The following is a 26085-nucleotide window of genomic DNA, read 5'->3' as shown; positions in this document are numbered from 1 at the left end:
GTTCAGGAGCCGTGCGGGCGCAGCTGACGGCTTCCCCGGGGGCCCTGACTCGCCTAACTCTCCGGGACGTCCTTGACGAACACGATCCCGTCGACCCGCTCCAGGTGGGCCGGGTCCAGCGGTGAGTAGCCGTAGTACGGGGACACCCGGTGGGCGGGCCGGGTGTCCCCGAGGGAGGCGGCCAGTCCCGCCGCGCCGACGACGCAGCGGTCCTGCGGGAGCGCGTACAGGAGCCCCTCGACGCTGTCCGGCGGCGGGGCCTCCACACCGAGGTGCCGGAGCGTGCCGAGGGCCGTGGCCACGAAGGCGTACTCCTCGCCCAGCCGGGCGCTCACGAGTGTGCCGGCGCTCCACCACTCCAGCGGGCGGCCGGCCATCCGCGTCGTGCTCCTGTCCCGCTGGAGGTGCCCGTTGTGGGCGTTGACCAGGGCCGGACCCTGCTCGGCGAGGGCGAGCAGGTTGGCGGCCATCATCGAGTCCCGCAGGCCCATCAGCCAGGAGAGGCGGCTCGGTGACGCGTCCGCCATCCAGAAGTGGTAGCGGAGCAGCCCGACGGCGGTGCGCCCGTACAAGCGCGCCCGGTGCCAGCCCTCCCGCGAGTCCGACGCGATCAGCTGCGGTGTCCGGGCATCGAGCAGCGCCACGAGATCGTCGGTGAGCAGCCGCAGCCGCGCGGCCTCCTCCGACCGTCCGAAGGACCGCGCGGGGTCCATCATCGCGGCGGGCCCGGTCCACCGGTCGTCCGGGCCGAGCAGCCGGTCGAGCGTCTCCGCTGTGCAGGGGAGCAGGTCCGCGGCCACGTGGGAGGAGAGGTGGCCGTGGAGGGCGATGAGGGCCTGCCGGGGGCTCGCGGCGCCGGTGATCTCCAGCGGCCCGTCGAAACCGGCGAAGCGGACCTGTTCGGACGCGGGCCGGCCCTCGTTGTGTGCCCGCATCCACCGTACGAGGTCGCGGTTGCCCGCGAAGGCGCCCCACTCATGGCTGAATCCGTGCTCCATGACCTCGTCGAGCGTGCCCGTGCCCGAGATGACGTAGTCGTCCACGAGCAGACCCATCAGGCAGTCGCTCTCGATCGCGATCGTGCGGTATCCCTCCTGCTCGACCAGTTGGCGGAAGAGCGCGTTGCGTGTGTCCAGCACCGTGCCCGCGCCGTGGGTGGGCTCGCCCAGAGCGAGCAGCCGAGGCCTGCCCGGGAGCAGCTCCATGACGGCGGAGGCCTCTACGGCCTGTGCGATGTCCTTGATGCCAGTAGCCATGCCTTCAACGCTATCGTTGAACCAACGGTGGAAACTGTTCCGCACAACCAGCAGGAAAATGGCAGGGAGTTGGATGAGGAGTGGGGAAAAAGCCTCAAAGCAATGAGCGGCTCAGGCCGGTTGATCTGGCGCGTGTGCACGGTCTGTCCACCCAGGCGGTGCGGAACTACGAGGAGGCCGGCATCCTTCCGCGGGCCTGCCGCACCCCCAACGGCTACCGCGCCTACACGCCGCTGCACGCGGTCGCCCTGCGCGCGTTTCTCGCCCTGGTGCCCGGCCACGGCCACCGGACGGCGACGCTGATCATGCGGTCGGTGAACGAGGGCGTGGCCGATCACGCGTTCCACCTCATCGACGAGAGCCACGCCCAGCTCCTCGACGACCGCCGTACCCTGCAGGCCGTGGAGAGCGCCCTCCGCGGCCTTGAGCCCGCTCCGCCGTCCGAGCCCGGTACGGTCACCGGGGCGAACGGCGGCACGTTCATCGGGCAGCTCGCCGGGAGGCTCGGGATCCGGCCCGCGACGCTGCGGAAGTGGGAGGGCGCCGGACTGCTGAGCCCGGACCGCGATCCGCTGACCGGCTACCGCGTCTACGACGAGGCCGACGTGCGGGACGCCCGGCTGACCCATCAACTGAGGCGGGGCGGACACCTGCTGGAGCAGATCGCCCCGCTGATCGCCCAGGTGCGGGCGGCCGGCGGACCGGAGCCGCTGGAGGCCGCACTGGGCGACTGGCGCGCCCGGCTGTCCGCCCGCGGCCGGGCGATGCTGACCGGGGCCGCGGAGCTGGACGGCTACCTCCGCGAGCGCGGCTGAGACGGGAGCGCGGAGTCAGGGGAGCACGGCCTTGTCGCCTCCCTCGCTGTGGCTCGGGCGCGGTACGGCCCCGTTGCCGGGCATTGGCGGATAGAACCGCCGGGCCCAGCGCCGGAACGGGCCGATCGGGCCGTCACCGGAGGCCAGCCGGGGTGGCTGCTGGTACTGCTTGTGGTGCCAGATCGGGAAGTCGGCCGCGGTGAACTCACAACTGGACCGGAAGATGACCCGGTCCAGAAGCCGGGCGGCGGTACGGCTGACCGCCCGCGCGAGGGGGGACGGCAGCCGGCCCGGCTCGGCGAAGGCGATGCGGTTCAACTGCCGGAACTGCATCCGGTTGGGCGCGATCGCCGTCGGCATCACCATCGTGCACATCCGCAGCCCGAAGCGCGGCGTGTACACATCGGCGTGCAGGCAGCCGAGCCCGTATCCGTCCACCTCGACATCGACGGTGAAGCTGCCCACGAGCGGAGCCGTCTCGTGCGCCCGCATCGATACGTGGAACGCGGCGTCGTCGTACACCACCGGACCGCCGATCTCGGCCCTGGCCCAGCCGTGCAGAGTGGCGAAGTGCCCGAGGTCCACCGAGTTCTCGATGACCTCCTGGACGTTTCCGGCCAGCTCCCAGGCGGCCGTGCGGGCGGGCCGGTGGCCGATCTCGTGCCAGCGGGGGACCGTCCAGTCCGGGGCGCGACCGTCGTGGTGGCGCCACACGAAGACGGCACCGTTGACCTCGTCCACGGGCAGTTGAGTCAGCGGGGAACGCGGCGGCGGCGTGCCGTACCCCGTGCGCACACACGCGCCGTCGGGGCCGAACGCGAAGAAGTGGAAGGGACACGTGAGCTCGTCCCCCTCGACCTTCGCCAGCCCGAGATGGGCACCGAGGTGCGGACAGTACGGCTGGACGGCCCGCAGCGCCCCGCTGCCCAGCCGGTACAGCACGACGTCCTGGCCCGCCAGTGGCCGGGTCAGGACGGTGCCGGGCCGCAGCTCGTGCGAGAAGGCCAGTGCGGACCAGCCGCTCGGGTAGGGCAGGGCGGGCGCCCCGGCGGTGTCCGCCGGGGTCGGACCCTCGCTGATGGTGCGCCCGTACTCGGGTGACACTTCCAAGACTTCCCCTTCGACGACTTCCCCTTCACGGTCTTTCGCCGGGAGACTGCCCCGGGCCCCCGCGCCATTCCCTCAACGCGTCGCACGCCACCCGAACGGGATGCGGTGGGCGACGAGTTGACGACGCGGGAGGACGAGGGAGGACGGGGGAGCAGGTGGGGTCTCAGGGACGGCGAGCAGCCGTTCCGGACCCTGTGCCGCGTTCTCGGTGAGCGTGATCCCCGCTCCTGTGGGACGAATGGAGTGCCCGCCCAGGCGGGTACCCGCAACGGGCTGGACGCCTACTGGAGGAAGTGAGCACACCGTGAACGACGTTCACTCGAATGGCCGTGGGAGCGGCGCGGACCCGATCCCCCGTGACCCGCCCGATCAGCAGGCCGGGGCCGACGAGGACCCCTTGGACGTGGTCGGCGGCACGAAGCGGCGGACGGCCGATGAGCGGCCGGATCCGGGGGTTCCCGACACGGACGAGGCGGGCACCGGCCGTCGCGGCGCCTCGCAGGCCGGCTACCGGCCTCATCCCGAACACCCCGTGCCCGACGAACCGTCCGGCTGACCCGGTCCCGGGTACCGGAGGGCGGGACGGGATACCGGAGGCGGGCGCCGGGCCGGTGCGGGCGGTCCGGTACCGCTCTCCTCAGACCTGGCCGAGGTCCGAGGAGAGCCAGCGCTGCGGCCGCATGTGGATGACCACCTGCTCGCCGTGCTCCTTCCAGGAGAAGTCGACGTAACCCTCGACCTTCTCGGCGGGGAGGTAGCGCGACGCCATCTCCACCAGGGGTTCGCGGGTGGCCGGGACGGTCGAGACGACGGGGCCTTCGACCGAGACGTACCGGACGGTCGGTGAGACGCGGTCGACCATCAGGCAGAACCGGCCCGCCGCCGCGATCGCCTTCCCCTTGCGAGATTCGAGCCCTGTCATGATCCAGACGTCGCCGCCAGGCAGGTACTGGTACCAGATCGGGACCGTCAGCGGGGACCGGTCCTGCTCGGTCGCGTTCACGGCCAGTGCCGCGACATGCGGCTCGGTCAGGAACTGCTCGCGCTCTTCACGGGTCAAAGCCACGGGGGACTCCTTCGTGGTGGGTGTCGTGAGCTCCTCGTGCTGAATTATGCAACGCCGGTACCGTCCCGTCCTGGGCACCGCGGCGTGGCCGTCAGGGCGTCAGGACGATGCGCTGGCCGGGGGCGGTCGGGGTGTTCCACGCCTCCTCGACCTGGCTGAGCGGGATGAGCAGAGGGTCCACGGCGAGCTCTCCGGAGACGATCCGCTCGGCCAGGGACGGCAGCTCGGCGACGATTCCCGCGGTGGTCACCGAGCCCTGGCCGCTGCCCACGACGTTCAGGTTCGCCGCGCGGAGCAGGGACGAGGGCAGGTTGATGTTCTGGCCGGCCATGGACCCGATCTGGATCCAGGTCAGCGCCTTCGCGCGGTCGGCGCGGGCCATCAGCAGTGCGGGCATGGCCTGCTGGGTGGCATGGCCCCACAGATAGTCGATGACGACGTCGACATCCGCGGCCGCCTGTCCGAGCCGCTCGGCCACGGTCTCCTCGTCGCCGCTCAGGCTCACCGTCTCGTCGGCTCCGATTCCCTCCAGCAGCCGGAGCCGTTCCGGGGAGCGGCCCGCGCCGATCACCCGGCCGGCCCCGAGGTGCCGGGCGATCTGGACGGCGAGCTGTCCGGCGTTGCCCGTGGCGCCCAGGACCAGGACGGAGCTGCCGGGCCGCAACGAGACGCGGGAGCGCAGCGCCACCCAGGAGGACATGCCGGGGTTCATCGCCGCGGCGACGTCGGCCGGGTCCGTGCCGGACGGCAGCGCGATGGCCCGGCGGCGGTCGACCACCGCCTGCTCCGCCATGGTGCCCGGAGCCGTGTCCGAGGCGACGAAGTAGAGCAGTTCGCCCTCCGGGGTGCGGCCGACCGCGTCGAATCCGGGGATCAGGGGGAGGGTGCCGTCGGAGGTGTAGTGGCTGCCGCTCGCGGCCGAGCGGACCCGGGGGTGCAGACCGGCGGCCAGGACGTCGACCAGGACCTCGTGGTCCCCGGAGGCGCTGGGGGTCGGGAAGCTCTCGAACCGGGGCGGCGAGCCGAAGGCCCGTACTACTGCGGCGTGCATGGGGTTCTCCCGTTCCGCTGTGGCTGCCACGACCATTTGGTTTGCGGCACGTACTAAATTCGAAAGTAGTTTGTGCCACGTACTACGTCAAATAGGCTGGCCCCATGACCCTTGAATCCGACCCGTCCGGCCTTGCCGCCGACGGGCCCCCGAACACGGTGGACGCGCTGGTGCAGCTGTCCTTCCTGATCCACCGCATCGTCTCCGCCGCCGGTGCCGGGCACGACCTGTCGGTCATCCAGATCAGGCTGCTCGGCATCCTGCGCGACCGGCAGGCGGGCATGGTCGAACTCGGACGCCACCTCGGCCTGGACAAGTCCTCGATGACCGGACTGGTCGGCCGCGCGGAGAAGCGCGGCCTGGTCGAGCGCACCCCCTCCCCGTACGACGGCCGCGCCGTCCTCGTCACGCTGACCCCCGACGGCAGGCAGCTCGCCGGGCGGTGCGCGGACGAGATCGGCCGCCGGGTGAACGCGCTCACCGACGAACTGCCCGCCGACGGGCGCGCCCGGCTCACCGAGCTCGCCGCGTCCCTCCTGGCACGGGCGGGCGGGTCCGGCACCCCCGAGCGGACGCGCTGAGAAGGGTGACGAAACCAAGGGGGGCGGCCGCGCGGGCGGAGGTACCCTCGTCGCATGGACGACCAGCGCCTCGCCAACCTCGCGCACCTGCGCCGGGCGCGGGATCTCGTCGACCGGGAGTACGCGCGACCGCTCGACGTGGCGGCCATGGCGAGCCGCGCGCTGATGTCACCGGGCACTTCTCCCGGGCCTTCCGGGAGGCCTACGGCGAGACTCCGTACAGCTACCTCATGACCCGCCGGGTCGAGCGGGCGATGGCGCTGCTGCGCGCGGGCATGAGTGTGACCGACGCGTGCATGACGGTCGGCTGTACCTCCCTCGGCTCGTTCAGCTCACGGTTCACCGAACTGGTGGGCATGACGCCGAGCGCGTACCGGGCCGGGGACCACAGTGCCGTGCTGGCGCTGCCCGCGTGTCTGGCCAGGGCGCACACCCGCCCGGTCAGGGACCAGCCGGCCAGGATCGGTGAGGCGTCGGCCTGATGCGCGCGGCCGGCGGGACCGTGTCGACAACGCCTACTCGCCGCCCGGAAGTTCGCCGGAAGCGGCCCCGGCCGCCGACGCGAGCATGGCGATCAGCCCCCGCACCTGCTCCCTCGGGTCGGCGGCGCCGGACCGGCCCGTCATCAGCAGATGATGCGTGGTTCCGACCGCGGCGAGCGCGACGGCGGCCGTGTCGGCGCCTGACGCGACGCGGCCCAGGCGCTGTTCGGCGTCCAGGTAACGGGTGATCGACTCCTGGACCGCGGAGAAGCCCGGCGCCCCCGCCTCCAGTGCCTGGCGCAGCCGCAGGGAGGCGCCGGGGCGGGTCATGGCCAGACCGGCGATCGTCGGACCGGCGGAGTCCAGCAGTGCGAGCGCGACACCGCAGAGGTTCCCGGCCACGGTGCCCGCGCCCGCCCGTCCGGCGAGTTCCTCGGCCGGCCGTGCGGTCGTCGCGAACCTGTCGAGCACCAGATCCGCGACGAACTCGTCCAGTCCGGCGAAATGGGCGTGCAGTACGCCCTTGGCGCAGCCCGCCTCCGCGGTGATCGCCCTGCTGGTCAGGGCGCCCTGACCCTCGCGGGCCAGCACGCGCTCCGCCGCGGCGAACAACCGCTCCCGAACGTCCGGCATCGCTACTCCACGCGGTGACATGAGGCTCCTCCCGATTCCCGATTCCCGGTTCTTGGTTCCCGAGATGATGTGGCGGTTCGTCCGGCAGGGCCGGGTTGCCAGTATGGGCACGCGCCCATCATAGGTCCGGCGTTCCCGCACCCAGCAGGAGGCACCGGATGTCCGACACCGCCAACATCGTCAACAGCGAGCAGGCGCAGGCATGGAACGGCTACGAAGGCGCCTACTGGGCGCGCAATCAGGACCGCTGGGACGCGGTGAACGGGGGCTTCGACGAACCGCTGCTCACCGCCGCCGCGATAGGCGAGCGGGACCGGGTGCTCGATGTCGGCTGCGGAGCCGGAAAGACGGCACGGCTCGCCGCGGAGCGAGCGCCGCGCGGGAGGGTGCTGGGGGTCGACCTGTCGCTCCCCATGCTGGAGCGCGCCCGGCTGACGGCGGCGCAGGAGGGCGTCGGCAACGCGATGTTCGACCACGCGGACGCCCAGGTCCACCCCTTCGAACCCGCCGCCTTCGACGTGGCGGTCAGCCGGTTCGGGGTGATGTTCTTCGGTGACCCCGTCGAGGCCTTCGCCAACATCTGCCGCGCCCTGCGCCCCGGCGGCCGGCTGGCGTTCATCTGCGCCGCGGAGGCCGGGGACAACGAGTGGATCACGGCCATGGCCGCGCTGCGCGACCACCTCCCTTCGGGGAGTTCGGGATGTCGGGCGGTCCGGGCATGTTCTCCCTGGGCGATCCGGACCGCGTCCGCACCGTGCTGTCCGCCGCCGGGTTCGCGGACATCGCCGTCGCGGGTGTGGAGGCGTACGGAGACTGGGGACCCGACGCGGAGGGTGCGGCGGACTTCCTGCTGGACAGCGGCCCCGGACGCCATCTGACCGACCAGGTGGACCGGGCGACCCGCGATCGCGCCCGCGAAGCTCTGGTGGACCGGCTGCGCGGCCACGAGGAGCGCGGCGCCGTCCGGTTGCGCGGTACCGCCTGGCTGGTCACCGCGGACCGCCCGGCGTGATGGTGCCCGGTGACTGCGTGATGGTGCCCGGCGGCTGAGTGGGCGCCGGGCGGCCGTGCGTGAGACGTGCCTCGCTTGCGGCCGGGCGGCGGGGGCGGCAGGGTTCGGGGGTGTGGCCACTTTGCTGATCGTCCATCACACGCCCTCCCCGAACTGCCAGGCACTGTTCGAAGCCGCCGTCTCCGGTGCGACGACGGAGGGGATCGAAGGCGTCCGGGTCGTGCGGCGCGCGGCGCTCGCCGCCACCGCGTCCGACGTGCTCGACGCCGACGGGCTGCTGCTCGGGACCCCGGCCAACCTCGGCTACATGTCCGGCGCCCTCAAGCACTTCTTCGACCAGGTCTACTACCCCTGCCTGGACACGACGCGCGGCCGCCCCTTCGGGTACTACGTGCACGGCGGCAACGACGTCACCGGAGCCGTCCGTGCCATTGACTCGATCACCACCGGCCTGGGATGGCGCCGGGCGGCGGACGCCGTGACGGTGACCGGAGAGCCGGGCAAGGCCGATACCGAGGCCTGCTGGGAGCTGGGAGCGACGCTCGCGAGCGGCCTGATGGACTGACTCCGGCGCCGTCCGCCTGCGACGACGTCACCTGCTTGCCGGTCCAGCGGCTGCCGCTAATGTCGAAATGTAGGCCAAAAGCGCGTTTTCGTTTCCGCGTCTCCCGGTGGAGGGACGGCGCCGTACGAGAAGGAGCCTCCCCATGACCCGTCGTACATTGCGGGGCGCGATAGCCCTGGCCGGAGCGGCGGCCCTGTCCCTGGGCGCGGTGGCGACCAGCGGCGCGGCGCAGCCGGGAGCGGGCAGAGCGGCAGCGGACGACGTCAAGATCGGTCTGCTGCTGCCGGAGAGCAAGACCACGCGGTACGAGAAGTTCGAACGGCCGTACATCGAGAACAAGATCAAGGAGCTGGCACCGGGCGCCAAGATCGACTACTACAACGCCGCGGAGAGCGCCACCACCCAGCAGCAGCAGGTGAACACCGCCCTCGCCAAGGGCGACAAGGTCCTCATCCTGGACGCCGTGGACGCGAAGTCGATCCAGTCGTCCGTACAGAAGGCGCGGGCCGCGGGCGTGAAGGTCGTGGCGTACGACCGTCTCGCCCAGGGCCCCGTCGACAGCTACGTCTCGTACAACAACCGCAAGGTCGGGGAGTTGCAGGGCAAGGCGCTGCTCGCCGCCCTCGGGAGCAAGGCCCGCAGCGGCGAGATCGTCATGCAGAACGGCTTTCCGACGGACCCGAACGCCGCCGAGTTCAAGGCGGGCGCCCACTCCGTCCTCGACGGCAAGGTGAAGATCGGCAAGGAGTACGACACCCCGAACTGGGACCCGAACAACGCCAACCAGCAGATGGCGGGTGCCATCAGCGCTCTGGGCAAGAAGAACATCATCGGCGTCTACTCGGCCAACGACGGCCTGGCCGCCGGTATCGCCACCGCTCTCAAGGCGGCAGGCATGAACGTGCCGTTGACCGGCCAGGACGCCCAGCTCGACGCGATTCAGCGGATCCTCCTGGGCACCCAGACCATCACTATCGAGAAGCCCTACAAGCCGGAGGCGGACATCGCCGCCGAGATGGCGGTCGCGCTCGCCCAGGGCAAGGACGTGCCCAAGTCCCTGACGCCCACCACCGTCACCAGCGGCAGCGGTGAGAAGGTCCCGGCCAGGCTGCTGACACCGGTCGTGGTCGACAAGGACAACATCAAGGACACCGTCGTCAAGGACGGCCTGTACACGGTCAAGGACATCTGCACTCCCACCTACGCCGCCGCCTGCGCGAAGGCCGGCCTCCAGTAGTACTGAGTCCGCGAGTCCGGACGGGCCGCCACCGCGCGGCCCGTCCGGCGGGGGCGCCAGACGGCCCGCGCGTGCGGGCGAGCGGAGGAGGCGGTTCCGTTGCCGGAAGCACCTGTGCTCACACTGCGGGGGATCTCCAAACGGTTCGGTGCCGTCCAGGCGCTGTCGGGTTTCGATCTGGACGTCCACCCGGGCGAGGTCGTCGCGCTCGTCGAGGACAACGGCGCCGGAAAGTCCACCGCGGTCAAGACCATCGTGGGCGTCAACACACCGGACGAGGGCGTCATCGAATGGCAGGGCCGCCGGGTGACCATCGACAAGCCGCACGACGCCCAGCACCTCGGCATCGCCACCGTCTACCAGGATCTGGCCCTGTGCGACAACCTCGACGTGGTCGGCAACCTCTTCCTCGGCCGTGAGCTGCGCCGTTTCGGCGTGCTCGACGAGGTCCGCATGGATCAGCGTTCGCGGGAACTGCTCGACACCCTGTCCATCCGCATCCCCAGCGTCCGCATCCCCGTCGCCTCGCTCTCCGGCGGGCAGCGCCAGACGGTGGCGATCGCCCGCTCGCTCATCGGTGAACCGAAGGTCGTCATCCTCGACGAACCCACCGCGGCCCTCGGCGTGGAGCAGACGGCCGAGGTCCTCGACCTGGTCGAGCGGCTCCGCGACCGCGGCCTGGGAACCATCCTGGTCAGCCACAACATGGATGAACGAGTGGCTGGCGCTCCTCGTCGCCGTCCTCGGCGGAGCCGCCGTGGGCCTCATCCACGGCTTCTTCTTCGCGAAGGTCGGCGTGCCCGCGTTCGTCGTCACCCTGGCGGGCAACCTCGCCTGGAACGGGCTGATGCTCCAGGTGCTCGGCACCAGCGGGACGGTCAACATCCCGAGCGACAGCATCGTCGCGGACCTCTACTCGACCATCTACTCCAGCCCGGTCGCCGCCTACGCGGCGGCGGCCGTGGGCGTCGGGCTGTTCCTGGCGGCCTCGCTGCTGGACGCCGGCCGCCGCAGGGCGGCCAAGGTACCGTCGCGGCCGGTCACCGAGATCCTGCTGCGCGCGGTCGTCCTCGCCGCGATCGCCTTCGCCACCGCGTACATCCTCAACCGGTACGAGGGCCTGTCGCTGGCTCTGCTGATCTTCCTGGTCCTGCTGGTGGTACTGGACTTCGTGCTGCGCCGCACCACGTACGGGCGGAAGGTCTTCGCCGTCGGCGGCAACGTCGAGGGCGCGCGGCGGGCCGGCATCGGCGTGCCGTTCATCCGGATGTCGGTCTTCTCGATCGCCGGCACGATGGCGGGGGTCGGCGGCATCTTCCTGGCCGGCCAGATCCAGTCCGCGAGCCAGACATCGGGCGGCGGCAATCTGCTGATGAACGTCATCGCCGCGGCCGTCATCGGCGGTACGAGCCTCTTCGGCGGACGCGGCTCCGTCTGGTCGGCCCTGCTCGGAGCCCTGGTGATCGGGTCCATCCAGTCGGGGATGAACATCATGGGGGTCAGCAACGCGGTCCAGTTCATGATCACGGGAGCCGTCCTGCTGGCGGCCGTGGTCGTCGACTCCCTCTCGCGCCGGAGCCAGAAGGCCGTGGGGCGGGCGTGAACCGTGGCCGGTTCACGCCCCGAGGACACTCCTCAGAGGGGCACGACCGTCGTCTCGGTCGCCTTGACGCTCGTCCACACCGGAACCCCGTCGGCGAGGCCGAGTTCGGCCGCGGCCTGGGGGGTGATCTCCGCGACGAGATCCGGTGCCTGCGGTGACGTGATGAGCACGCGCAGCCGGCTGCCGCTGGTGGTGATCTCCCGGACGGTGCCCGCCCAGATGTTGCGCGGGCTGCCGCCGGGCTCTGTGCGGTGCACGGAGACCGCTTCGGGGGCGATGACCGCGAGTGCCGCGGTACCGGCCGGCAGCGGGTCCGCGATGACCAGGAGGCCGCCGTCGTGGAGCCGGAGCCCCTCCGCCGTCGCCGTGCCGGGCCAGGCGTTGCGGCCGAGCATGCGGGCGACCCAGGGGGAGTGCGGGTGCCGGGTGACCTCGCCGGGCGGGGCGTCCTGGAGGACGTGGCCGTCTTCCAGGACGAGGACCCGGTCCGCGAGGGAGACGGCCTCCACCGGGTCGTGGGTGACGATCAGGCAGACGCCGCCGAAGCCGCCGAGGTGGGTGCGCAGGGTGTGCCGGACATGCGCCCGGGTGGTCTGGTCGAGCGCGGCCAGCGGCTCGTCGAGCAGCAGCAGCCGGGGCCGGGTGGCGAGCGCCCTGGCCAGGGCGATGCGCTGGGCCTGTCCGCCGGAGACCTGGGACGGCTTACGGGCGGTCAGATGCCCCACCCCGAGCCGGTCGAGCCATTCCTGCGCGCGGCGCCGGGCCTCGGCGCGCGGCACGCCCTGGGCACGCAGCCCGTAGGCGGTGTTCGCGAGTGCGCTGAGGTGCGGGAACAGCGCACCGTCCTGCGGCACCCAGGCGACGCCGCGGCGGTGCGTGGGCAGGGCGCTGACGTCCAGCTCCCCGAGCCGCAGCGTGGCGTGGGCGCGCGGGGTGAGCCCGAGCAGGGCGCGCAGCAGGGTCGTCTTGCCCGCCCCGTTGGGTCCGACGACAGCGATGGTGGTCCCGGCACAGGCGTCGAGCGTGAGCTGGTTGAAGCCGGTGACCTCGGCGTGCAGCGGCCAGCTGTCCCCGGGCTCGGCTTCGGCTTCGGCCTTGGCTTCGACGTGGACCGGCGGGGCAGGCCGGACGTCCTGCGACGGGACGGAGGCCGGCTCCTCGGCCGGTCCGCGCGGACCCGCGGCCGTCGCGCTCGGGGTGCCCGTCCACCGCCCGCGCAGCCCGATGAGGACGAGCATGGCGATCGCGAGCAGGAGCAGCGAGACCGAGGTAGCGGCCTCCGGATTGTCCTGGAGGAGCAGGTAGACCTGGAGCGGCAGCGTCTGGGTGGTCCCGGGAAGGTTCCCGGCGAAGGTGATGGTGGCGCCGAACTCACCGAGTGCCCGCGCCCAGGTGAGTGCGGCCCCGGCGGCGAGGCCGGGGGCGACCATGGGCAGGGTGACGGTGAAGAAGACCCGTACCGGCGAGGCCCCGAGGGAGGACGCCGTCTCCTCGTAGCGGGGACGCAGCCCGCCGAGCGCCCCTTCGAGGCTGATGACGAGGAACGGCATCGCGACGAAGGTCGCCGCCAGGACGGCGCCGGAGGTGTGGAAGGGCAGCGTGATGCCGAACGTGTCCTCAAGCCACGGCCCGAGCAGACCGCGCCGGCCGAAGGCGAGCAGCAGGGCCACACCGCCCACCGTGGGCGGCAGCACCATCGGCAGGAGTACGAGCGAACGGACGAAGGTCTTGCCGGGGAACTCGGTACGGGCCAGCAGCCACGCCAGCGGCACGCCGAGCACGAGCGAGAGCCCGAGCGCCCAGAACGAGACGAACAGCGACAGTTTCAGCGCCTGGGTGGTCTCCGGGCTGGTCAGATGGGTGCCCAGATCGCCCCAGGAGGTGCGGGCGAGGATCCCGATCAGCGGCAGCAACAGGAAGGCGATGGCCAGCAGCGCGGGGATCGCCAGGGCGATCGGTGCGCGAGGGCCGGCGGCGCGGCTGCGAATGCGTCTCATCGAAGTCCCTGAAGCTGGAAGTCCCTGAAGCAGTAAACACCGTGCGGGCGGCCGGACCGGGGCCCGGCCGCCCGCACGGGGCGGTCACCGGTTACGGCTGCTGGAAGCCGGCGTCGGTAAGGATCTTCAGGGCCTCCGGGGTGGAGAGCCACTTCACGAACGCGTCCGCGGCTTCGCTGTTCTTCGTGGTCTTGAGCGTCGCGGCCGGGTACGAGGCGACGGCGTTCTGGGCATCGGGGATGTCGATGGCCTCGACCTTGTCGGTGGCCGTCGCGGCGTCCGTCTTGTAGACGAGACCGGCATCCGCCTCACCCAGCTCGACCTTGCTGAGGACGGCACGGACGTTGGGCTCCTGGGAGACCGGCTTCACGGTGATCTTCTGGGCGTCAAGGATCTGCTTGCTGTAGCGGCCCACCGGCACCTCTGCGGCGGCGAGCACCACCTTGAGCTTGGTGTCGGAGAGGTCCTTCAGGTTGTCGATCTTCTCCGGGTTGCCCTTGCCGGTGGCGATCACCAGGCGGTTCTTCGCGATGACGGCCGGCGTGCCGGTGTCGGACTTGAGACCGTCCATCGTCTTGGTGTCCGCGGTGACCAGGGCGTCCGCGGGCGCGCCCTGCTTGACCTGGGCGGCGAGCTCCTGCGAACCGGCGAAGGAGAACTTCACCTTGGTGCCGGGGTGCTCCCTCTCGTACGCCGCACCGGCCGTCTTGAAGACGTCGGTGAGGGACGAGGCGGCCAGCACCGTCAGATCCGCCTTCGGGACTCCGGTGGCGGAAGCGCTCGCGTCGGCGCCCGAGTCCTTCTTGTCGTTGTCGCTGCCGCAGGCTGCCAGCGGAACGAGGAGAGCCGCCGTGAGGATCGCGGCTGCGGTACGGCGTCTGGTGAAGGCGAGGGACATGAGGGTCGGGACTCCTTGGGAACGCGGTCGGCCGGTGCCGTCCGAGCGGATGGTGGTGAGCCGCGCCGGGGACGGGCGACGCCGCTCGGTGGAGCTGTGGGGTCTGTGGGTCGTGGGCTCAGCTGCGGTCGGTGCGCACGCCGGTCGACGTACAGCGGGTGGTGGTCACCCGGGTTACGGGATCGCCCAAGGCGGGGGACCGCATGTGCCACACAATAGGTGTTTTCGGCTCGCATTTACAACGCGTAATGCGATGCTCCATAGCAGATGCGGTGCCGTTCGGAGGAAACTCCGAAGCGGTTGCCGCAGGGCGGCTGCCCGGGTGACGGCAGGCGGACGCGTCCGTCATACGGAGACCGGCCACGCCCCTACCCACACACGCGCGATGGCGCTGATGTAGCGCGCGCCGCACCGGTCGGCGGGCACCACCAGCTGGCTTCCCGCCGCGTCCAGCCCCCGGCCGTCCATCCTGGTGGCCAGGAGGACCGGGACATCGCCGAATTCGGCGTCCACCTCCGCCCAGGACAGCACCGTGTGGTGGCCGTCCCCGCCGGTGACCGCCAGCAGATAGCGGGACCGGTCCTTGCGCCTGCGCGCGTCGAACACCGGGTGGGCGTCGAGCACCACCTCGCGGAGCAGCGGGCCCTCGAAGCTGTGGTGCTGCGGCCCGTTGGTGGCGCAGTCGAAGACCACCTCCGCCCGGTGCTGCTCCCAGCCGCCGCGCAGGTCCGCCACGGTCAGCGTGGCCGGGCGCTCGACGTCCCCGCGCAGGGTGAAGGGCGTGAACGGCGGAGCGGGAGTGCGGGGTTGCGCGCTGGGTCTGCTCATGGGGATTCCCAAATCGGACGGCCCGCAGGGCGGCTGTCAGAAGGTATGCCCAGCAGCCGCCCCGCGAAATCGCGCGTACGACACGATGTCCGCCAAAAGCCTGGCGTTTGTGAACCAGCACCAGCGATATCAAGCGTTTCTGCCGCATCCCCGGATCACTGACCGCCCGGTCGGCCGGGCAGGCCCCCGGCCTGTTCGTCCAGGGCCAGCCAGACGCGGTCCCTGGTGAGGGGCAGTTCGGTGAACCGGACCCCGGTGGCGTCCCGCAGCGCGTTCGCGAACGCCGGCGCGACCGGGTTGAACGGGCTCTCGCTCATCGACTTCGCCCCCAGCGGGCCGATCGAGTCCTCGGTCTCCATGAAGTGGACCTCCGTACGGGGGATGTCCGCGTACTGCGGCAGCCGGTACTGGCGGAACGCGGCGGTGGTGACCTTGCCCCGCTCGTCCAGCCGGACGTTCTCGAAGAGGGTGGCCCCCAGCGCCTGGGCGATGCCGCCCTCGACCTGTCCCCGGCACTGCATCGGGTTCATGACCTTGCCCGCGTCCGCCGCGTGCACACTGCGCAGGATCCTGATCTCACCGGTTCCCGGGTCGACGGCGAGCCTGAACCACTGGGCGTTGAAGGCGACGGAACGCGGTGTCCCGCCGAAGTGGCCGTCCGCCGCGAGATCCCGGCCGGCCGACCGCGCCGCGGCGTACAGCTCCTTCAGCAGCACACGGGTGTTCCGGCACTCGACCGCGTCCTCCAGGAGACGGCACTCGTCGCGGTGCACCCCGAGATGTTGGGCCGCGAAGGTGAGGAGGGTCTCCGCCAGGGCCTGGGAGGCGCGGAGCGTCGCCTTGCCGGCCACCACGGTCCCGGTCGACCCGAAGGCCCCGGTGTCGTGCTTCACGACATCGGTGTCCGACTGGCGCACGGCGATCCGGTCGACGGTGGTGCCCAGTTCACCGGCCGCGATCTGCCGGTGCACCGTGGTGGTGCCGTTGCCGAACTCCGCGGTCCCCACGGCCAGATCGAGCGTTCCGTCGGCCAGCAGGCTGATCCGGGCGTCGGCGATGTGCCCGCCGGGCGGCCCCGTCGCGATCATGGAGAGTGCCGACCCTTCCCCCACGAGCCACCCCTCCGGCGCCGCCCCGGCCGGCTCGGCCCGAGCGCCCCGCACGATGCCCAGGCACTGGTCGAGCCCGTAGCTGGCGATGTGCAGGTCCTCCTCCTCGCCGCCCGGACTGATCATGGGTTCCCCCGGGCCGATGATGTTGCGTTCCCGGAACTCCAGCGGATCCATGGAGAGCAGCCGGGCCAGTTCGTCCATGACCGACTCCATGGCGAAGACGACCTGCCCGAGCCCGTAGCCGCGGAACGCGCCCGCCGGCACGGCGTGGGTGTAGACGGCGTAGGCGTCCGCCTTCTTGTGCGGGGCTCGGTAGACGGCCATCGACTCGCCGACGCTGTGGAACATCACGGCCGGCCCGTGGTTGCCGTACGCCCCGGTGTTGGACACCACCCGCAGTTGCAGCGCGGTCAGGGTCCCGTCGCGACGGGACCCCGCCTTGACCCGGACGGTGAACGGGTGCCGGGTGGTGGCCCCGTAGAACTGCTCGGCGCGGGTGTACTCAAGCTTCACCGGACGGTGCAGACGCATCGCGGCGAGTACGACGATGTCCTCGACGATCATCTCCTGCTTGCCGCCGAACCCGCCGCCCACCCGCCCCGCCAGCACCCGCACCTTCTCCAGCGGCAGATCGAACAGGGCGCAGAGCGCCCGCCGGGTGAGGAAGGGGGTCTGGGTGCTGGAGCGCACCACGACGCGCTCCGGCCCCTCCTCCGGCCGCTCGAACCAGGCGACCGCGCCGTGCGTCTCCAGGCTCGCGTGCTGGACCCGCTGGGTACGGAACGTCTCCTCGTACACCACGTCGGCGGTGGCGAACCCCTCCTCGACCGAGCCGATCTCGCCGTGCGACTCGCCCACGACGTTGTCGAGCGGCCGGGCGATCCGGGCCTCCTGTGCGTCCTTCGCGTGCACGACCGGCGCACCCGGCTCCATCGCCTCCTCCGGGTCGAGAACCGCGGGCAGCACCTCGTACGTCACTTCGACGCGCCGGCAGCCCTCCTCGGCCGCCGCCTCGCTGTCGGCGACGACCGCCGCCACCCGCTGGCCGACGTAGCGCACGGTGTCGTCCAGGACCCGGGTGTCGTCGGGGTCCTCCGTGGGGTGCTCGTGCCGGGCGGTGGAGTAGTGGCGTTCGGGGGCTTCGTGGTGGGTGAGCACCAGACGCACCCCCGGGACGCGCAGCGCGGCGGACGTGTCGATGCCGGTGATCCGGGCGTGCGCGTGCGGGGAGCGCAGCAGCTTCATGTGCAGGAGGCCCGGGACGTCGATGTCGAAGGTGTAGCGGGCGGTCCCGGTCACCACCTGGGGGCCCGCAGGGGCCGGCAGGCTGCGGCCGACCGCCGCGCCCGCGCACGGCGCCTCGACGTGCTTCACCCCGCGCACCGCGTCCTCGATGGCGCGGTAACCGGTGCAGCGGCACAGGTTTCCCTTGAACGCGCGCGGCAGGTCCGCGAGCTGCTCCTCGTCGAGAGCCGCGGTGGTCATCAGGTACCCGGCGGTGCAGAAGCCGCACTGGAATCCCTGCGCGTCCAGAAACCTCTGCTGTACGGGGTGGAGTTCGCCGTCCCTGGCCAGGCCTTCCACCGTGGTCACCGAGCGGCCCGCCGCCCGTACGGCCGGGTAGATACAGCTGTGCACCGGCTCCCCGTCGACATGGACGGTGCAGGCTCCGCAGTCACCGGCGTCGCAGCCCTTCTTGACCCCGAGCCAGCCGCGTTCGCGCAGATAGGTGCGCAGGCACTGTCCGGGCCGAGGTTCGGCGTCGAAAGGCTGCTCGTTGACATGGATCCCGAAACTCATCGCGTACCTCGCGTACCTTCCGTGGTCAGTTCGCGCCGGACCTCCTCGGCCAGGCGGAAGGCCATGTGTCGCCGCCAGGCGGGCAGCCCGTGGATGTCGTCGAACCAGTCGGCGTCGTCGACGGCCGCCTCCAACGCGCCGCGCAGGCCCGCCCGGTCCGGTGGCAGCGGGAACCAGAACCGGAAGGGGCGCACGGTCGCCGCGGTGACCGTCACGGCCAGCGAGCCGTCCTGCTCGTCGAGCACCCCGATGACCAGGGCGCCGGACCTGCCCAGTCCGTAGAGCGAGGCCTGCCGGAAGGCGGTGCGCGCGGCCAGCGTCCGGGCCGGCAGGGTGACGGAGCGCAGCAGTTCGCCCTCGGCCAGGTCCTTGCGCCCCGCTCCGGTGACGAAATCGGCCACCCGTACCCGGCGCAGCGAGCCGTCCTGCGCCTGGAGGAGGCACTCACCGTCGAGGGCCGCGGTGAGGGAGATCATCGGCCCGGCCGGCAGGGCGTTGCAGAGGTTCCCGCCGACGGTGGCCATGTTCCAGATCTTGAAGGAAGCGAGGAACGCCCGGCAGCACTGCTCGAAGAGCGGCGCGGCCCGGACCCGGCTCCCCTTCCCGTGGCGGGACAGCTGGGCGATGGTGCAGGTGGCGGCGAACTCCACGGAACCGTCGTGGTGGTGGGTGACCGGCTCCCAGCCCATCCTGCTCAGGTCCACCAGCCGCCGCAGGTGTGGCTGGGGCTCGGAGAACAGATAGGTGCCCCCGCCGAGCCAGGCGTCACCGGGCCGCCAGGGCTCGTGGGAACGGGCGTCCCGCACGTCCCGCACGGTGTTGAGATCCATGTCGTTCTCCACTCCGGCCGCTGCGTCGTCGGCCACCGAGAAGCTCAGTGAAGCAACGCCGCCGCCCCGCGCACGACTGGTGCACCACACGGAAAAACACCAGCCCCCGGGCCGCGTCCTGGAGGATTCACCAAGAGGTGTATCTATCACTTCACCTTGCATTTACGATGACTGGACTCGCAGTCGCCTCGTGAATGTGAGATGTCGGGGCCCGGACCCGGCAGTCGCGCAAGGAGCCACACCATGCACGTCGAACACCTTCTCCAGCTCGAATCGCTCGGCCTCACCCTGCTGTGGGGCGAAGAGCCCCTGCCGGTCCGGGAGATCAGCGGGGTCACCGCCACCGACCTGGAGGACCCGGCGCGCTTCCTCCAGCAGGGGGAGATCGTGCTCAGCGGCTTGGTGTGGTGGCGCCCCGGCGACGGGCCCGAGAAGGCCGAGCGGTTCGTCACCGCGCTGCGGACGGCCGGAGCCGTGGCCCTGCTCGCGGGCGAGGAGACGCACGGGACCGTGCCCGATGTCCTGGTCGACGCCTGCCGGACGCACGGAGTCACCCTCGTCGCCGTCCCCACGCGCACCAGCTTCCGGGCCATCACCGAGGCGGTCTACCTGAGGCAGTGGGGCGATCTCAGTCGCCGCCCCACCCACCACTACGCGACCCCGGAGAACGTACGCAACGAGCTCAGTGCCCTGATCGCGGCCGGCGCCCACCCGGACACACTGCTCGACCGGGCCTTCGCCCACCTGGGCACCCCGCCCGCCTACCTCCTCAGCGCGACCGGGCGCACCCTCGCGCGCACCCGGTCCGCCCCGCCGCTGTCCGCGCAACAGGGCGCGGAATGCCTGCACGGGCCCGCCGGGGTCACGCTGCGCGTCGAGTCGGACGGGTCCCCCTGCGACGTCTGGCATCTGTACGTCCCCGACACGGCCGGGGCGCCGCCCCGCGTGCTGCACGAGATAACCGACGTACTCGCCCAGCACCGGCACCGCGCCGCCCCCGCGGAGAACGCGGCACGCCGCAAGGGCGACGAACTCGTCTCCCTGATCGACGCCCCGCACACCGACGGGACATCACTTCGCACCGCCCTCCACGGCTGCGGACTCTCCGACCGGGGGCCCTATCGGGTCCTCACCGCCCGGCACGCCCATGAGGGCGACGCGAACGCGGCGGCGGACGCCCTGAGCGAAGCCCTCCACCACGACGCGGAGCGCCCCTTCGCCGTCGGCAGGCTCACGGAAGGCGCCGCCGTGGCCGTCGTCCAGGGTGAACCGGGGGACAGCCAGGCCCTGCTGCACGCCCTGTGGCCCGTACTGGACGGCTGCCACCCCGACGCCACGCTCCACGGCGGGCTCGGCGCCGTGGCCGCCGCACCGGAGGAACTGCACGGCAGCCTCGTACAGGCGCGCTACGCCCTCACGGCGTCCCGCACCACCGCACCCGCGGCGGCCGGACTGACCTCGGTGGACGAACTCACCACCCTGCGCACGCTGCTCGCGGGAATCCCCGGAGAGGTCCGCGAGGTCTTCAGCGCCCGGACCCTGGGCCCGCTGACCGACGGGGACAGCGCCTCGCAGCGCATGATGCTGCACACCCTCGAAGTCTTCCTCGCGCACAACTGCTCCTGGGCCCGCGCCGCCGAGGCCCTTCACCTCCACGTCAACACGGTCCACTACCGGGTCCGGCGCATCGAGCAGCTCACCGGCCGCGATCTGTCGCGCCTCGACCACCGACTCGATCTCCAGGCCGCGCTGATGTGCCGCTGACCGGCGACGCCCCGCAGCCGGTGATCAGCCCCGGCTGCCCGGCCGGTCGATGTGGACGTTCGTCGACTTCACCCGGGCCGTGGCCATGACCCCGACCGCCAGGCCGAGTTCATCGACGGACTCGCGGCTGATCAGCGACACCAGCCGGTGCGGCCCCGACTGGATCTCCACCTGCGCCACCACGTCGTCGGCCGTCACCGCGACGACGATCCCGGCGAACGAGTTCCGTACCGAGGTCAGGACCTCCCCGGGCACCGGATGCAGACCGGCGGCACGCTCCGTGGCGAAGCGCGCGAGGCCGACACCGTCGATCACCCGGTTTCCCGAACCGCCCCGGTCCATCGCGAGCTGACCACCGTCGGCCCAGCGGCGAACGGTCTCGGGACTCACGGCCAGCAGCTCCGCGGCCTGGCCAATGCTGTACGAGGGCACTGGCGCACTCTAGTGCCTCTCGTCCGGATCACTCCGGGCTCGCGGGGTCCGGCGCCGTACCGTGCCCGCCGGACGCACCCGCCCGCAGCCCGTCCATCACGAGGTCCAGCAGCCGGGCCGCGCGCGGCGGCCAGTCGCTGTGCGGGTCTATCTGCCAGAGCCCGGCTATGGCGAGCAGGAAGTCCTCCGCGGTCAGCCCCGCACGGATGGTGCCTGCCTTCTCGTTGGCGTCCAGCAGCAGCGTGACGGCCCCGGTCACCGGACCGTGGCCCAGCCGGGCCAGGCCGCCCTGCCGGCTGACCGTCGTACGCAGCGCCTCGGCCAGACCCGCCTTGGCCATGGCGAACTGCGCGAGCCGGTCCATCCACTCCCGCAGGGCCCGGTCGGGGCCGCGGGTGAGGAGCAGCTGCGCGGCGGAGTCGGCCACCTGCTGCATCTCGTAGCGGTAGACCTCCAGGACGAGTGCCTCCCGGTCGGGGAAGTTGCGGTAGAACGTCCCCTGCCCGACACAGGCCTTCCTCGCGATCACACTCACCGGAGCGTCCGCCGCCCGGGTCAGCTCGGCCAGCGCGACTTCCAGGATGCGTTCGCGATTGCGCTGTGCGTCCGGACGCAGAGGGGTGCTCTTCCGTTCCCGCACACGTCCTCCTTCCGGGCCCGCGGCCATGGCCGCTCTTGATAACCGGACAGCTGTCCACTGGGTTCGATCATTGGCGGACAGCTGTCCGCTTAGCCTTACCTTAGCGGCAGTTCAAGCCACTCCCGCTCCTCCCGGACCGTCCACCGGGACCGGTCGACGCGCATCAGCAACGCGAAAGAAGGCTGAGCATGGCCCCATCGGCGACCAGTGCGATCACCCTGAACATCAATGGCGAGAAGCACACGCTGCCCGTCGATCACCGCACCACCCTGCTCGACGCCCTGCGCGAGCGTCTCGATCTGACCGGCACCAAGAAGGGCTGCGACCAGGGCCAGTGCGGGGCCTGCACGGTACTGCTCGACGGGCGCAGAGCCGTGGCCTGTCTGCAACTGGCGGTCGCGGCCGAGGGGCGCGCGATCACCACCATCGAAGGGGTGGCCGACGGCGACCGGCTGCACCCGGTCCAGCAGGCCTTCCTCGGCCTGGACGGCTACCAGTGCGGCTACTGCACCCCGGGGCAGATCTGCTCCGCCCTCGCGGTGATCGAGGAACACGCGGCGGGCTGGCCGAGCGCCGTGACCGACGACGTCCGGCCCGAAGCCGGGGTGCCCGACCTCACCGCAAAGGGGATCCGCGAGCGGATGAGCGGCAACCAGTGCCGCTGCGGCGCCTATGTGTCGATCGTGCGGGCGGTCGCACCGGCCGCGGAAGCCTCCGCGGCCGGTGCCGACAGGGTCAAGGAGCCGCTCGCATGAGGGAATTCGGCTACGAGCGCGTCCACGACGTATCCGGAGCGCTCGCGCTCCTCGGCACGGACCCGGAGGCCCGGCTCCTTCGCCATCGAATCGGCCCTCGACGAACTGGCCGAGAAGTGCGGCGTGGACCCGATCGCGCTGTGCGTCCGCAACGAGACCTCGGTCGGGCCCGTCTCCGGGCTGCCGTTCAGCAGCCGCAACGTGGTCGCCTGTTTCGAGGAGGGGGCCCGCAGGTTCGGCTGGGCCGAGCGGAACCCGCGCCCCGGCGTGCGCCGCGAGGGACGCTGGCTGATCGGGACCGGAACGGCCGCGGCCACCTACCCCTCGGGAGTCAGCCCGTCCACCGCGGCGGTGACCGCGGAGCCGGACGGAGGCTTCACCGTACGGATCAACGCGGCGGACATCGGCACCGGGGCCAGGACCGCGATGACGCTGGTCGCCGCGGACGCCCTGGAGGTGGACCCGGACCGCGTCCGGGTGCGGATCGGGGACAGCGACCTGGGGCAGGCGATGATCGCCGGCGGCTCGGTGGGCACCCGCTCCTGGGCCTGGGCGGTCAAGCTGGCGGCGGGCGAGGTGCGCGAGCGGCTGGCACTGGGGGGCGCCATCCCGCCGGAGGGAATCACCGCCAGGTCGAACACCGCAGATGTCATCGGCACCCTCCCGCAGCTGGAACGGCACTCCTTCGGGGCGCAGTTCGCGGAGGCGGCGGTGGATGTCACCACCGGCGGGGTGCGGGTACGCAGGCTGCTCGGCATCTACGCCGCGGGCACCATCGTCAACCCGCTCACCGCCCGCAGCCAGTTCATCGGCGGGATGACCTGGGGGCTGTCGATGGCCCTGCACGAGGAGGCGGTCAGGGACCAGGCCTCTGGCGGCCATGTCGGCGCCGACCTCGCCGGCTACCACTTCGCCTCGCACGCCGATGTGCCGGTCATCGAGGCGGACTGGGTGGACGACCACCTTCCCGACGACCCCATCGGCATCGCGGGCATCGGTGAGATCGGTGTCGTCGGCGTCGCCGCCGCGATCACCAACGCGGTGTGGCACGCGACCGGCGTCCGTCACCGGGAGCTGCCGATCCGCCCCGACCGCGTCCTGCGCGCGGCGGAGGAGGTCTAGGTTCTGTCCGGCGGCGGGGTGACCCGCAAGGGCCAACCCGCCGCCGGACGGACAGCGAACCGGAGTCAGAACTTCCGCAGGGTGACAGAGCCGCCGGGCCGCAGTGCCACCCGCCGCGTCACGCCCCGCCAGCTCACCTCGGTGCTGCGGCCGCCGACACTGCGGATCCGCGCCTCGCGCACCTTCCCGTCGCGCCAGCTCAGATCCACCACGAAGCCGCCACGCGCGCCCAGTCCGGTGACGGACCCCGAGCCCGCCCACGCCGCCGGCAGGGCGGGCAGCAGCTCGATGTGACCGGGCCGGGAGTACAGGAGCATCTCGATCATGGCCGTGGGCGTACCGAAGTTGGCGTCGATCTGGAAGATCCCCCGGTCAGGGCCGGTCTGGTAGATGTCGAACAGGTTCACCGAGGTGCCGTTGCTGCTGCTGACCGAGGGCCGCAGGTTGTTGACCACGAGCTGGTAGGCGTTGTCGGCGTTCTTCAGCCGTGCCCAGCACATCGCACGCCAGGCGTTGGCCCAGCCGAAGTTCTCCATGCCGCGCGCCGTGAGCAGCGCGGTGGCCCCTGCCAGCAGTTCGTCGGAGACCGCGCCCGCCCTGATCCGGTCCCCGGGGAAGAGGCCGATCAGCGGTGACAGATGGCGGTGCTCCGTCTCACCGAGGTTCTCCGGGGACATCCACTCCTGGAGCCAGCCGGTCTCTGGGCTGACCTCGGGCAGGTACAGCCGCTTCCGCATCTTCTTCACGGCCGCGCCGTACCGCGCGTCCCGGCCGAGCAGCGCGCACGCCTCCTCGAAGTGCAGGAAGAGGTCCCGTACCACCTCCTGGGCGTAGGTGTTGCCCTTCGCGTCCTGCGGTCCGTGCTCGGGGGACCAGTCGCTGTCCGCGATCAGGACCTCGCGCCGCTCGCCCGTCGCGGCATCGGTGACGGTCGTCGTCAGCAGCCGTGCCTCCCAGAACTCGCAGGCGCCCTTCAGCATCGGGAAGATCCGTGCCACATGCGCCAGGTCCTGGGTGAACTCGTAATGCTCCCAGAGGGAGTTGCACAGCCAGGCGTTGCCGGCCGGGTGCCACCACCAGCCGAGGCCGCCGTGGATGTTGGTGGAGAACGCCACGGTCCAGCCGGCGACCTTGCCACTGGAGTTGCGGAAGCGGTTGGCCGGGTCGTTGAAGTGGCTGTCCGTCAGCTCGGTCCAGGACGGGAGCTGGGCGAGGCAGTAGTCCGTCAGTGCGTCGAAGCAGGGGGACAGCCCCGCGCGGTCGGCCATCCAGTAGTTCATCTGGATGTTGATGTCGGTGTGGTAATCACCCATCCAGTCCGGGTCGTTGCCGTCCAGCCACAGGCCCTGGAGGGCGACCGGCAGCCCGCCCCGCGAACCCGAGATCATCAGGTAGCGGCCGAACTGAAGGTACAGGGACTCCAGTTCCGGATCGGGATCACCCTCCGCCGTACGGGCCCGCAGCCGGTCCCAGGTGTCCAGGGAGCGCTGCTCCGGTGTGGAGGCGCCCAGGTCCAGCGTCACGCGGTCGAACAGCCCCCGGTGATCGGCCACATGGGTGTGCAGCAGATCGGTGGCGGAGACGGCGGCGGCGTCACGGGCCTTCGTGCGCGCGAGGGCGAGCGGGTCGAGCCCCGGGTTCCGGTAGCCCTTGGCGGCGTCGGGGGCGTAGTCGGTTCCGCCGCTGATCACCACGGTGAGGTCCGCGCACCGGGTGAAGGTGATCCGGCCGCCGTCCGTGGACACCCTGCCGCTGCGGCTGTGCGCCAGGACGACCGCCCCGTAGCGGAGCCCGTTGCCGAACGAGCCGGCCAGGGAGAGTTCCGCCCCGCGCCCGTCCGCCGAGGTCGTCTCGCCGTGGGTGCCGTCCAGCGCGAGCGTGCCGGTGTAGTGGCCGCCGCCGCGCTGGCTGAACCGGATGACCACGACGTCGTCCGGCCGGCTGGCGAGGACGCTGCGCTCGTACGTCACACCGGAGCGCGTGTAGCGGGAGGTGACGACTCCCTGGGCGAGGTCGAGACCGCGGCGGTAGCCGGACACCTCGGAGAGCTCGTGGTCCGGGATGTCGACGGTCACGTTGCCCAGCAGGGTGAAGCTGCCGAAGTCCTCACGCCCGTAGGGGAACTGGCCGTCCGCGTCCAGCTGATCGTTGATCCCGCCGGTCCACAGGGTGGCGTCGGTGATGTGCAGCAGTTCGTGCGCGGGGTCGTTGCCGACGAGCGCGCCGAGCCGGCCGTTGCCCACCGGGAGGGCCTGCTCGATCATCGAGTCGGCGGAGGCGGGCGTCCGGTACCACATCTCGGTGGCCCGGCCGGGGGCGCGCGGCGGGGCCGCGGCGGGCCGCTCCGGGGCGGGCGTGGCGGCGAAGGCAGGCAGCGCGCCGAGGGCGGTGGCCGAACCCACGGCCGCGGCGAGCGTGAGCAGGCGGCGGCGGCTCGGGTGACCGGGCTCCGGCTGCGCGGGCGGCTGCGGGTGCGGGTGCTGGTCGTTCACGGTG

20 protein-coding genes and 5 pseudogenes are annotated in these 26085 nt (G+C 71.7%); 12 read left to right on the top strand and 13 right to left on the bottom strand.

Features of this window, described 5'->3' with window-relative positions:
* Window positions 1–53: 53 nt before the first annotated feature.
* Entirely contained in the window at window positions 54–1256 is a 1203-nt protein-coding gene (locus tag RLT59_RS01755) for an erythromycin esterase family protein (RefSeq protein ID WP_311301701.1), read from the bottom strand.
* Between the two features lie 80 nt (window positions 1257–1336).
* Here RLT59_RS01755 and RLT59_RS01750 point away from each other — a divergent pair, with 80 nt between their 5' ends.
* Window positions 1337–2071, top strand: coding sequence for a TioE family transcriptional regulator (locus RLT59_RS01750; RefSeq protein WP_311301700.1), 735 nt, complete (start codon window positions 1337–1339; stop codon window positions 2069–2071).
* Window positions 2072–2086: 15 nt separating this feature from the next.
* Here the strand turns inward: RLT59_RS01750 and RLT59_RS01745 are convergent, their stop codons facing one another.
* Window positions 2087–3181, bottom strand: a complete 1095-nt coding sequence (locus RLT59_RS01745) for a Rieske 2Fe-2S domain-containing protein (RefSeq protein WP_311301699.1) — start codon at window positions 3179–3181, stop codon at window positions 2087–2089.
* A gap of 304 nt (window positions 3182–3485) precedes the next feature.
* Here RLT59_RS01745 and RLT59_RS01740 point away from each other — a divergent pair, with 304 nt between their 5' ends.
* Window positions 3486–3737 (top strand): hypothetical protein, encoded by a 252-nt coding sequence (locus RLT59_RS01740; protein WP_311301698.1) that lies wholly within the window; start codon window positions 3486–3488, stop codon window positions 3735–3737.
* Between the two features lie 81 nt (window positions 3738–3818).
* Here RLT59_RS01740 and RLT59_RS01735 read toward each other — a convergent pair whose 3' ends face one another.
* Entirely contained in the window at window positions 3819–4247 is a 429-nt protein-coding gene (locus RLT59_RS01735) for a pyridoxamine 5'-phosphate oxidase family protein (protein WP_311301697.1), read from the bottom strand.
* A gap of 91 nt (window positions 4248–4338) precedes the next feature.
* On the bottom strand, window positions 4339–5298 hold the full coding sequence (locus RLT59_RS01730) for a quinone oxidoreductase family protein (RefSeq protein ID WP_311301696.1): 960 nt from the start codon (window positions 5296–5298) through the stop codon (window positions 4339–4341).
* 104 nt (window positions 5299–5402) lie between these two features.
* Between RLT59_RS01730 and RLT59_RS01725 the strand changes: the two genes are divergently transcribed.
* Both RLT59_RS01725 and RLT59_RS01720 read left to right on the top strand, forming a co-directional pair.
* Window positions 5403–5879, top strand: a complete 477-nt coding sequence (locus RLT59_RS01725) for a MarR family winged helix-turn-helix transcriptional regulator (RefSeq protein WP_311301695.1) — start codon at window positions 5403–5405, stop codon at window positions 5877–5879.
* Between the two features lie 54 nt (window positions 5880–5933).
* A pseudogene (locus RLT59_RS01720) lies at window positions 5934–6361 on the top strand (helix-turn-helix transcriptional regulator).
* Window positions 6362–6394: 33 nt separating this feature from the next.
* Here RLT59_RS01720 and RLT59_RS01715 read toward each other — a convergent pair.
* Window positions 6395–7015 (bottom strand): TetR family transcriptional regulator, encoded by a 621-nt coding sequence (locus tag RLT59_RS01715; protein ID WP_311301694.1) that lies wholly within the window; start codon window positions 7013–7015, stop codon window positions 6395–6397.
* A 137-nt stretch (window positions 7016–7152) separates the two neighbouring features.
* Here RLT59_RS01715 and RLT59_RS01710 point away from each other — a divergent pair.
* The 5 genes and pseudogenes from RLT59_RS01710 to RLT59_RS01690 form a co-directional block, all read left to right on the top strand.
* Window positions 7153–8006: pseudogene (locus RLT59_RS01710) on the top strand (class I SAM-dependent methyltransferase).
* A 112-nt stretch (window positions 8007–8118) separates the two neighbouring features.
* On the top strand, window positions 8119–8571 hold the full coding sequence (locus tag RLT59_RS01705) for a flavodoxin family protein (protein WP_311301693.1): 453 nt from the start codon (window positions 8119–8121) through the stop codon (window positions 8569–8571).
* 142 nt (window positions 8572–8713) lie between these two features.
* Complete coding sequence (locus tag RLT59_RS01700) at window positions 8714–9808, top strand: sugar ABC transporter substrate-binding protein (protein ID WP_311301692.1); 1095 nt, start codon at window positions 8714–8716, stop codon at window positions 9806–9808.
* 99 nt (window positions 9809–9907) lie between these two features.
* Window positions 9908–10543 (top strand): annotated as a pseudogene (locus RLT59_RS01695) (ATP-binding cassette domain-containing protein); the annotation flags it as partial.
* Window positions 10518–11411, top strand: a pseudogene (locus RLT59_RS01690) (sugar ABC transporter permease); the annotation flags it as partial. The pseudogenes RLT59_RS01695 and RLT59_RS01690, both read left to right, overlap by 26 nt.
* Window positions 11412–11443: 32 nt before the next feature.
* On the opposite strand, the gene RLT59_RS01685 reads toward RLT59_RS01690, so the two are convergent.
* The 5 genes from RLT59_RS01685 to RLT59_RS01665 all read right to left on the bottom strand — a co-directional run bounded on the left by RLT59_RS01685 (window position 11444) and on the right by RLT59_RS01665 (window position 18876).
* Window positions 11444–13408 (bottom strand): ABC transporter permease, encoded by a 1965-nt coding sequence (locus RLT59_RS01685; RefSeq protein WP_311301691.1) that lies wholly within the window; start codon window positions 13406–13408, stop codon window positions 11444–11446.
* A 91-nt stretch (window positions 13409–13499) separates the two neighbouring features.
* Window positions 13500–14306 (bottom strand): molybdate ABC transporter substrate-binding protein, encoded by an 807-nt coding sequence (modA, locus tag RLT59_RS01680; protein WP_311301690.1) that lies wholly within the window; start codon window positions 14304–14306, stop codon window positions 13500–13502.
* Between the two features lie 345 nt (window positions 14307–14651).
* Window positions 14652–15134, bottom strand: a complete 483-nt coding sequence (locus RLT59_RS01675; protein WP_311301689.1) for a molybdopterin-dependent oxidoreductase — start codon at window positions 15132–15134, stop codon at window positions 14652–14654.
* A 155-nt stretch (window positions 15135–15289) separates the two neighbouring features.
* Window positions 15290–18046: a molybdopterin-dependent oxidoreductase gene (locus RLT59_RS01670; protein WP_311301688.1), complete on the bottom strand. Its 2757-nt coding sequence runs from the start codon at window positions 18044–18046 to the stop codon at window positions 15290–15292.
* Entirely contained in the window at window positions 18043–18876 is an 834-nt protein-coding gene (locus tag RLT59_RS01665; protein ID WP_311307582.1) for an FAD binding domain-containing protein, read from the bottom strand. Before RLT59_RS01665 ends, RLT59_RS01670 begins: the two co-directional genes overlap by 4 nt.
* 243 nt (window positions 18877–19119) lie before the next feature.
* On the opposite strand from RLT59_RS01665, the gene RLT59_RS01660 reads away from it, so the two are divergent.
* Entirely contained in the window at window positions 19120–20640 is a 1521-nt protein-coding gene (locus RLT59_RS01660) for a PucR family transcriptional regulator (protein ID WP_311301687.1), read from the top strand.
* A gap of 24 nt (window positions 20641–20664) precedes the next feature.
* On the opposite strand, the gene RLT59_RS01655 is transcribed toward RLT59_RS01660, so the two are convergent.
* Together RLT59_RS01655 and RLT59_RS01650 are read right to left on the bottom strand one after the other, a co-directional pair.
* Window positions 20665–21072, bottom strand: a complete 408-nt coding sequence (locus tag RLT59_RS01655) for a TOBE domain-containing protein (protein ID WP_311301686.1) — start codon at window positions 21070–21072, stop codon at window positions 20665–20667.
* 28 nt (window positions 21073–21100) lie between these two features.
* On the bottom strand, window positions 21101–21712 hold the full coding sequence (locus tag RLT59_RS01650) for a TetR/AcrR family transcriptional regulator (protein WP_311301685.1): 612 nt from the start codon (window positions 21710–21712) through the stop codon (window positions 21101–21103).
* A 188-nt stretch (window positions 21713–21900) separates the two neighbouring features.
* Here RLT59_RS01650 and RLT59_RS01645 point away from each other — a divergent pair, with 188 nt between their 5' ends.
* Window positions 21901–22467: a 2Fe-2S iron-sulfur cluster-binding protein gene (locus RLT59_RS01645; RefSeq protein ID WP_311301684.1), complete on the top strand. Its 567-nt coding sequence runs from the start codon at window positions 21901–21903 to the stop codon at window positions 22465–22467.
* A 69-nt stretch (window positions 22468–22536) separates the two neighbouring features.
* Window positions 22537–23589: pseudogene (locus RLT59_RS01640) on the top strand (xanthine dehydrogenase family protein molybdopterin-binding subunit); the annotation flags it as partial.
* A 65-nt stretch (window positions 23590–23654) separates the two neighbouring features.
* On the opposite strand, the gene RLT59_RS01635 reads toward RLT59_RS01640, so the two are convergent.
* Window positions 23655–26081 (bottom strand): glycoside hydrolase family 95 protein, encoded by a 2427-nt coding sequence (locus RLT59_RS01635; protein ID WP_311301683.1) that lies wholly within the window; start codon window positions 26079–26081, stop codon window positions 23655–23657.
* Window positions 26082–26085: the final 4 nt, after the last annotated feature.

Origin of the sequence: Streptomyces sp. ITFR-6, from assembly GCF_031844725.1 — a bacterium.
In the GTDB taxonomy this organism is placed as follows: domain Bacteria; phylum Actinomycetota; class Actinomycetes; order Streptomycetales; family Streptomycetaceae; genus Streptomyces.
This window is presented reverse-complemented; position numbering and strand designations above follow the sequence as displayed.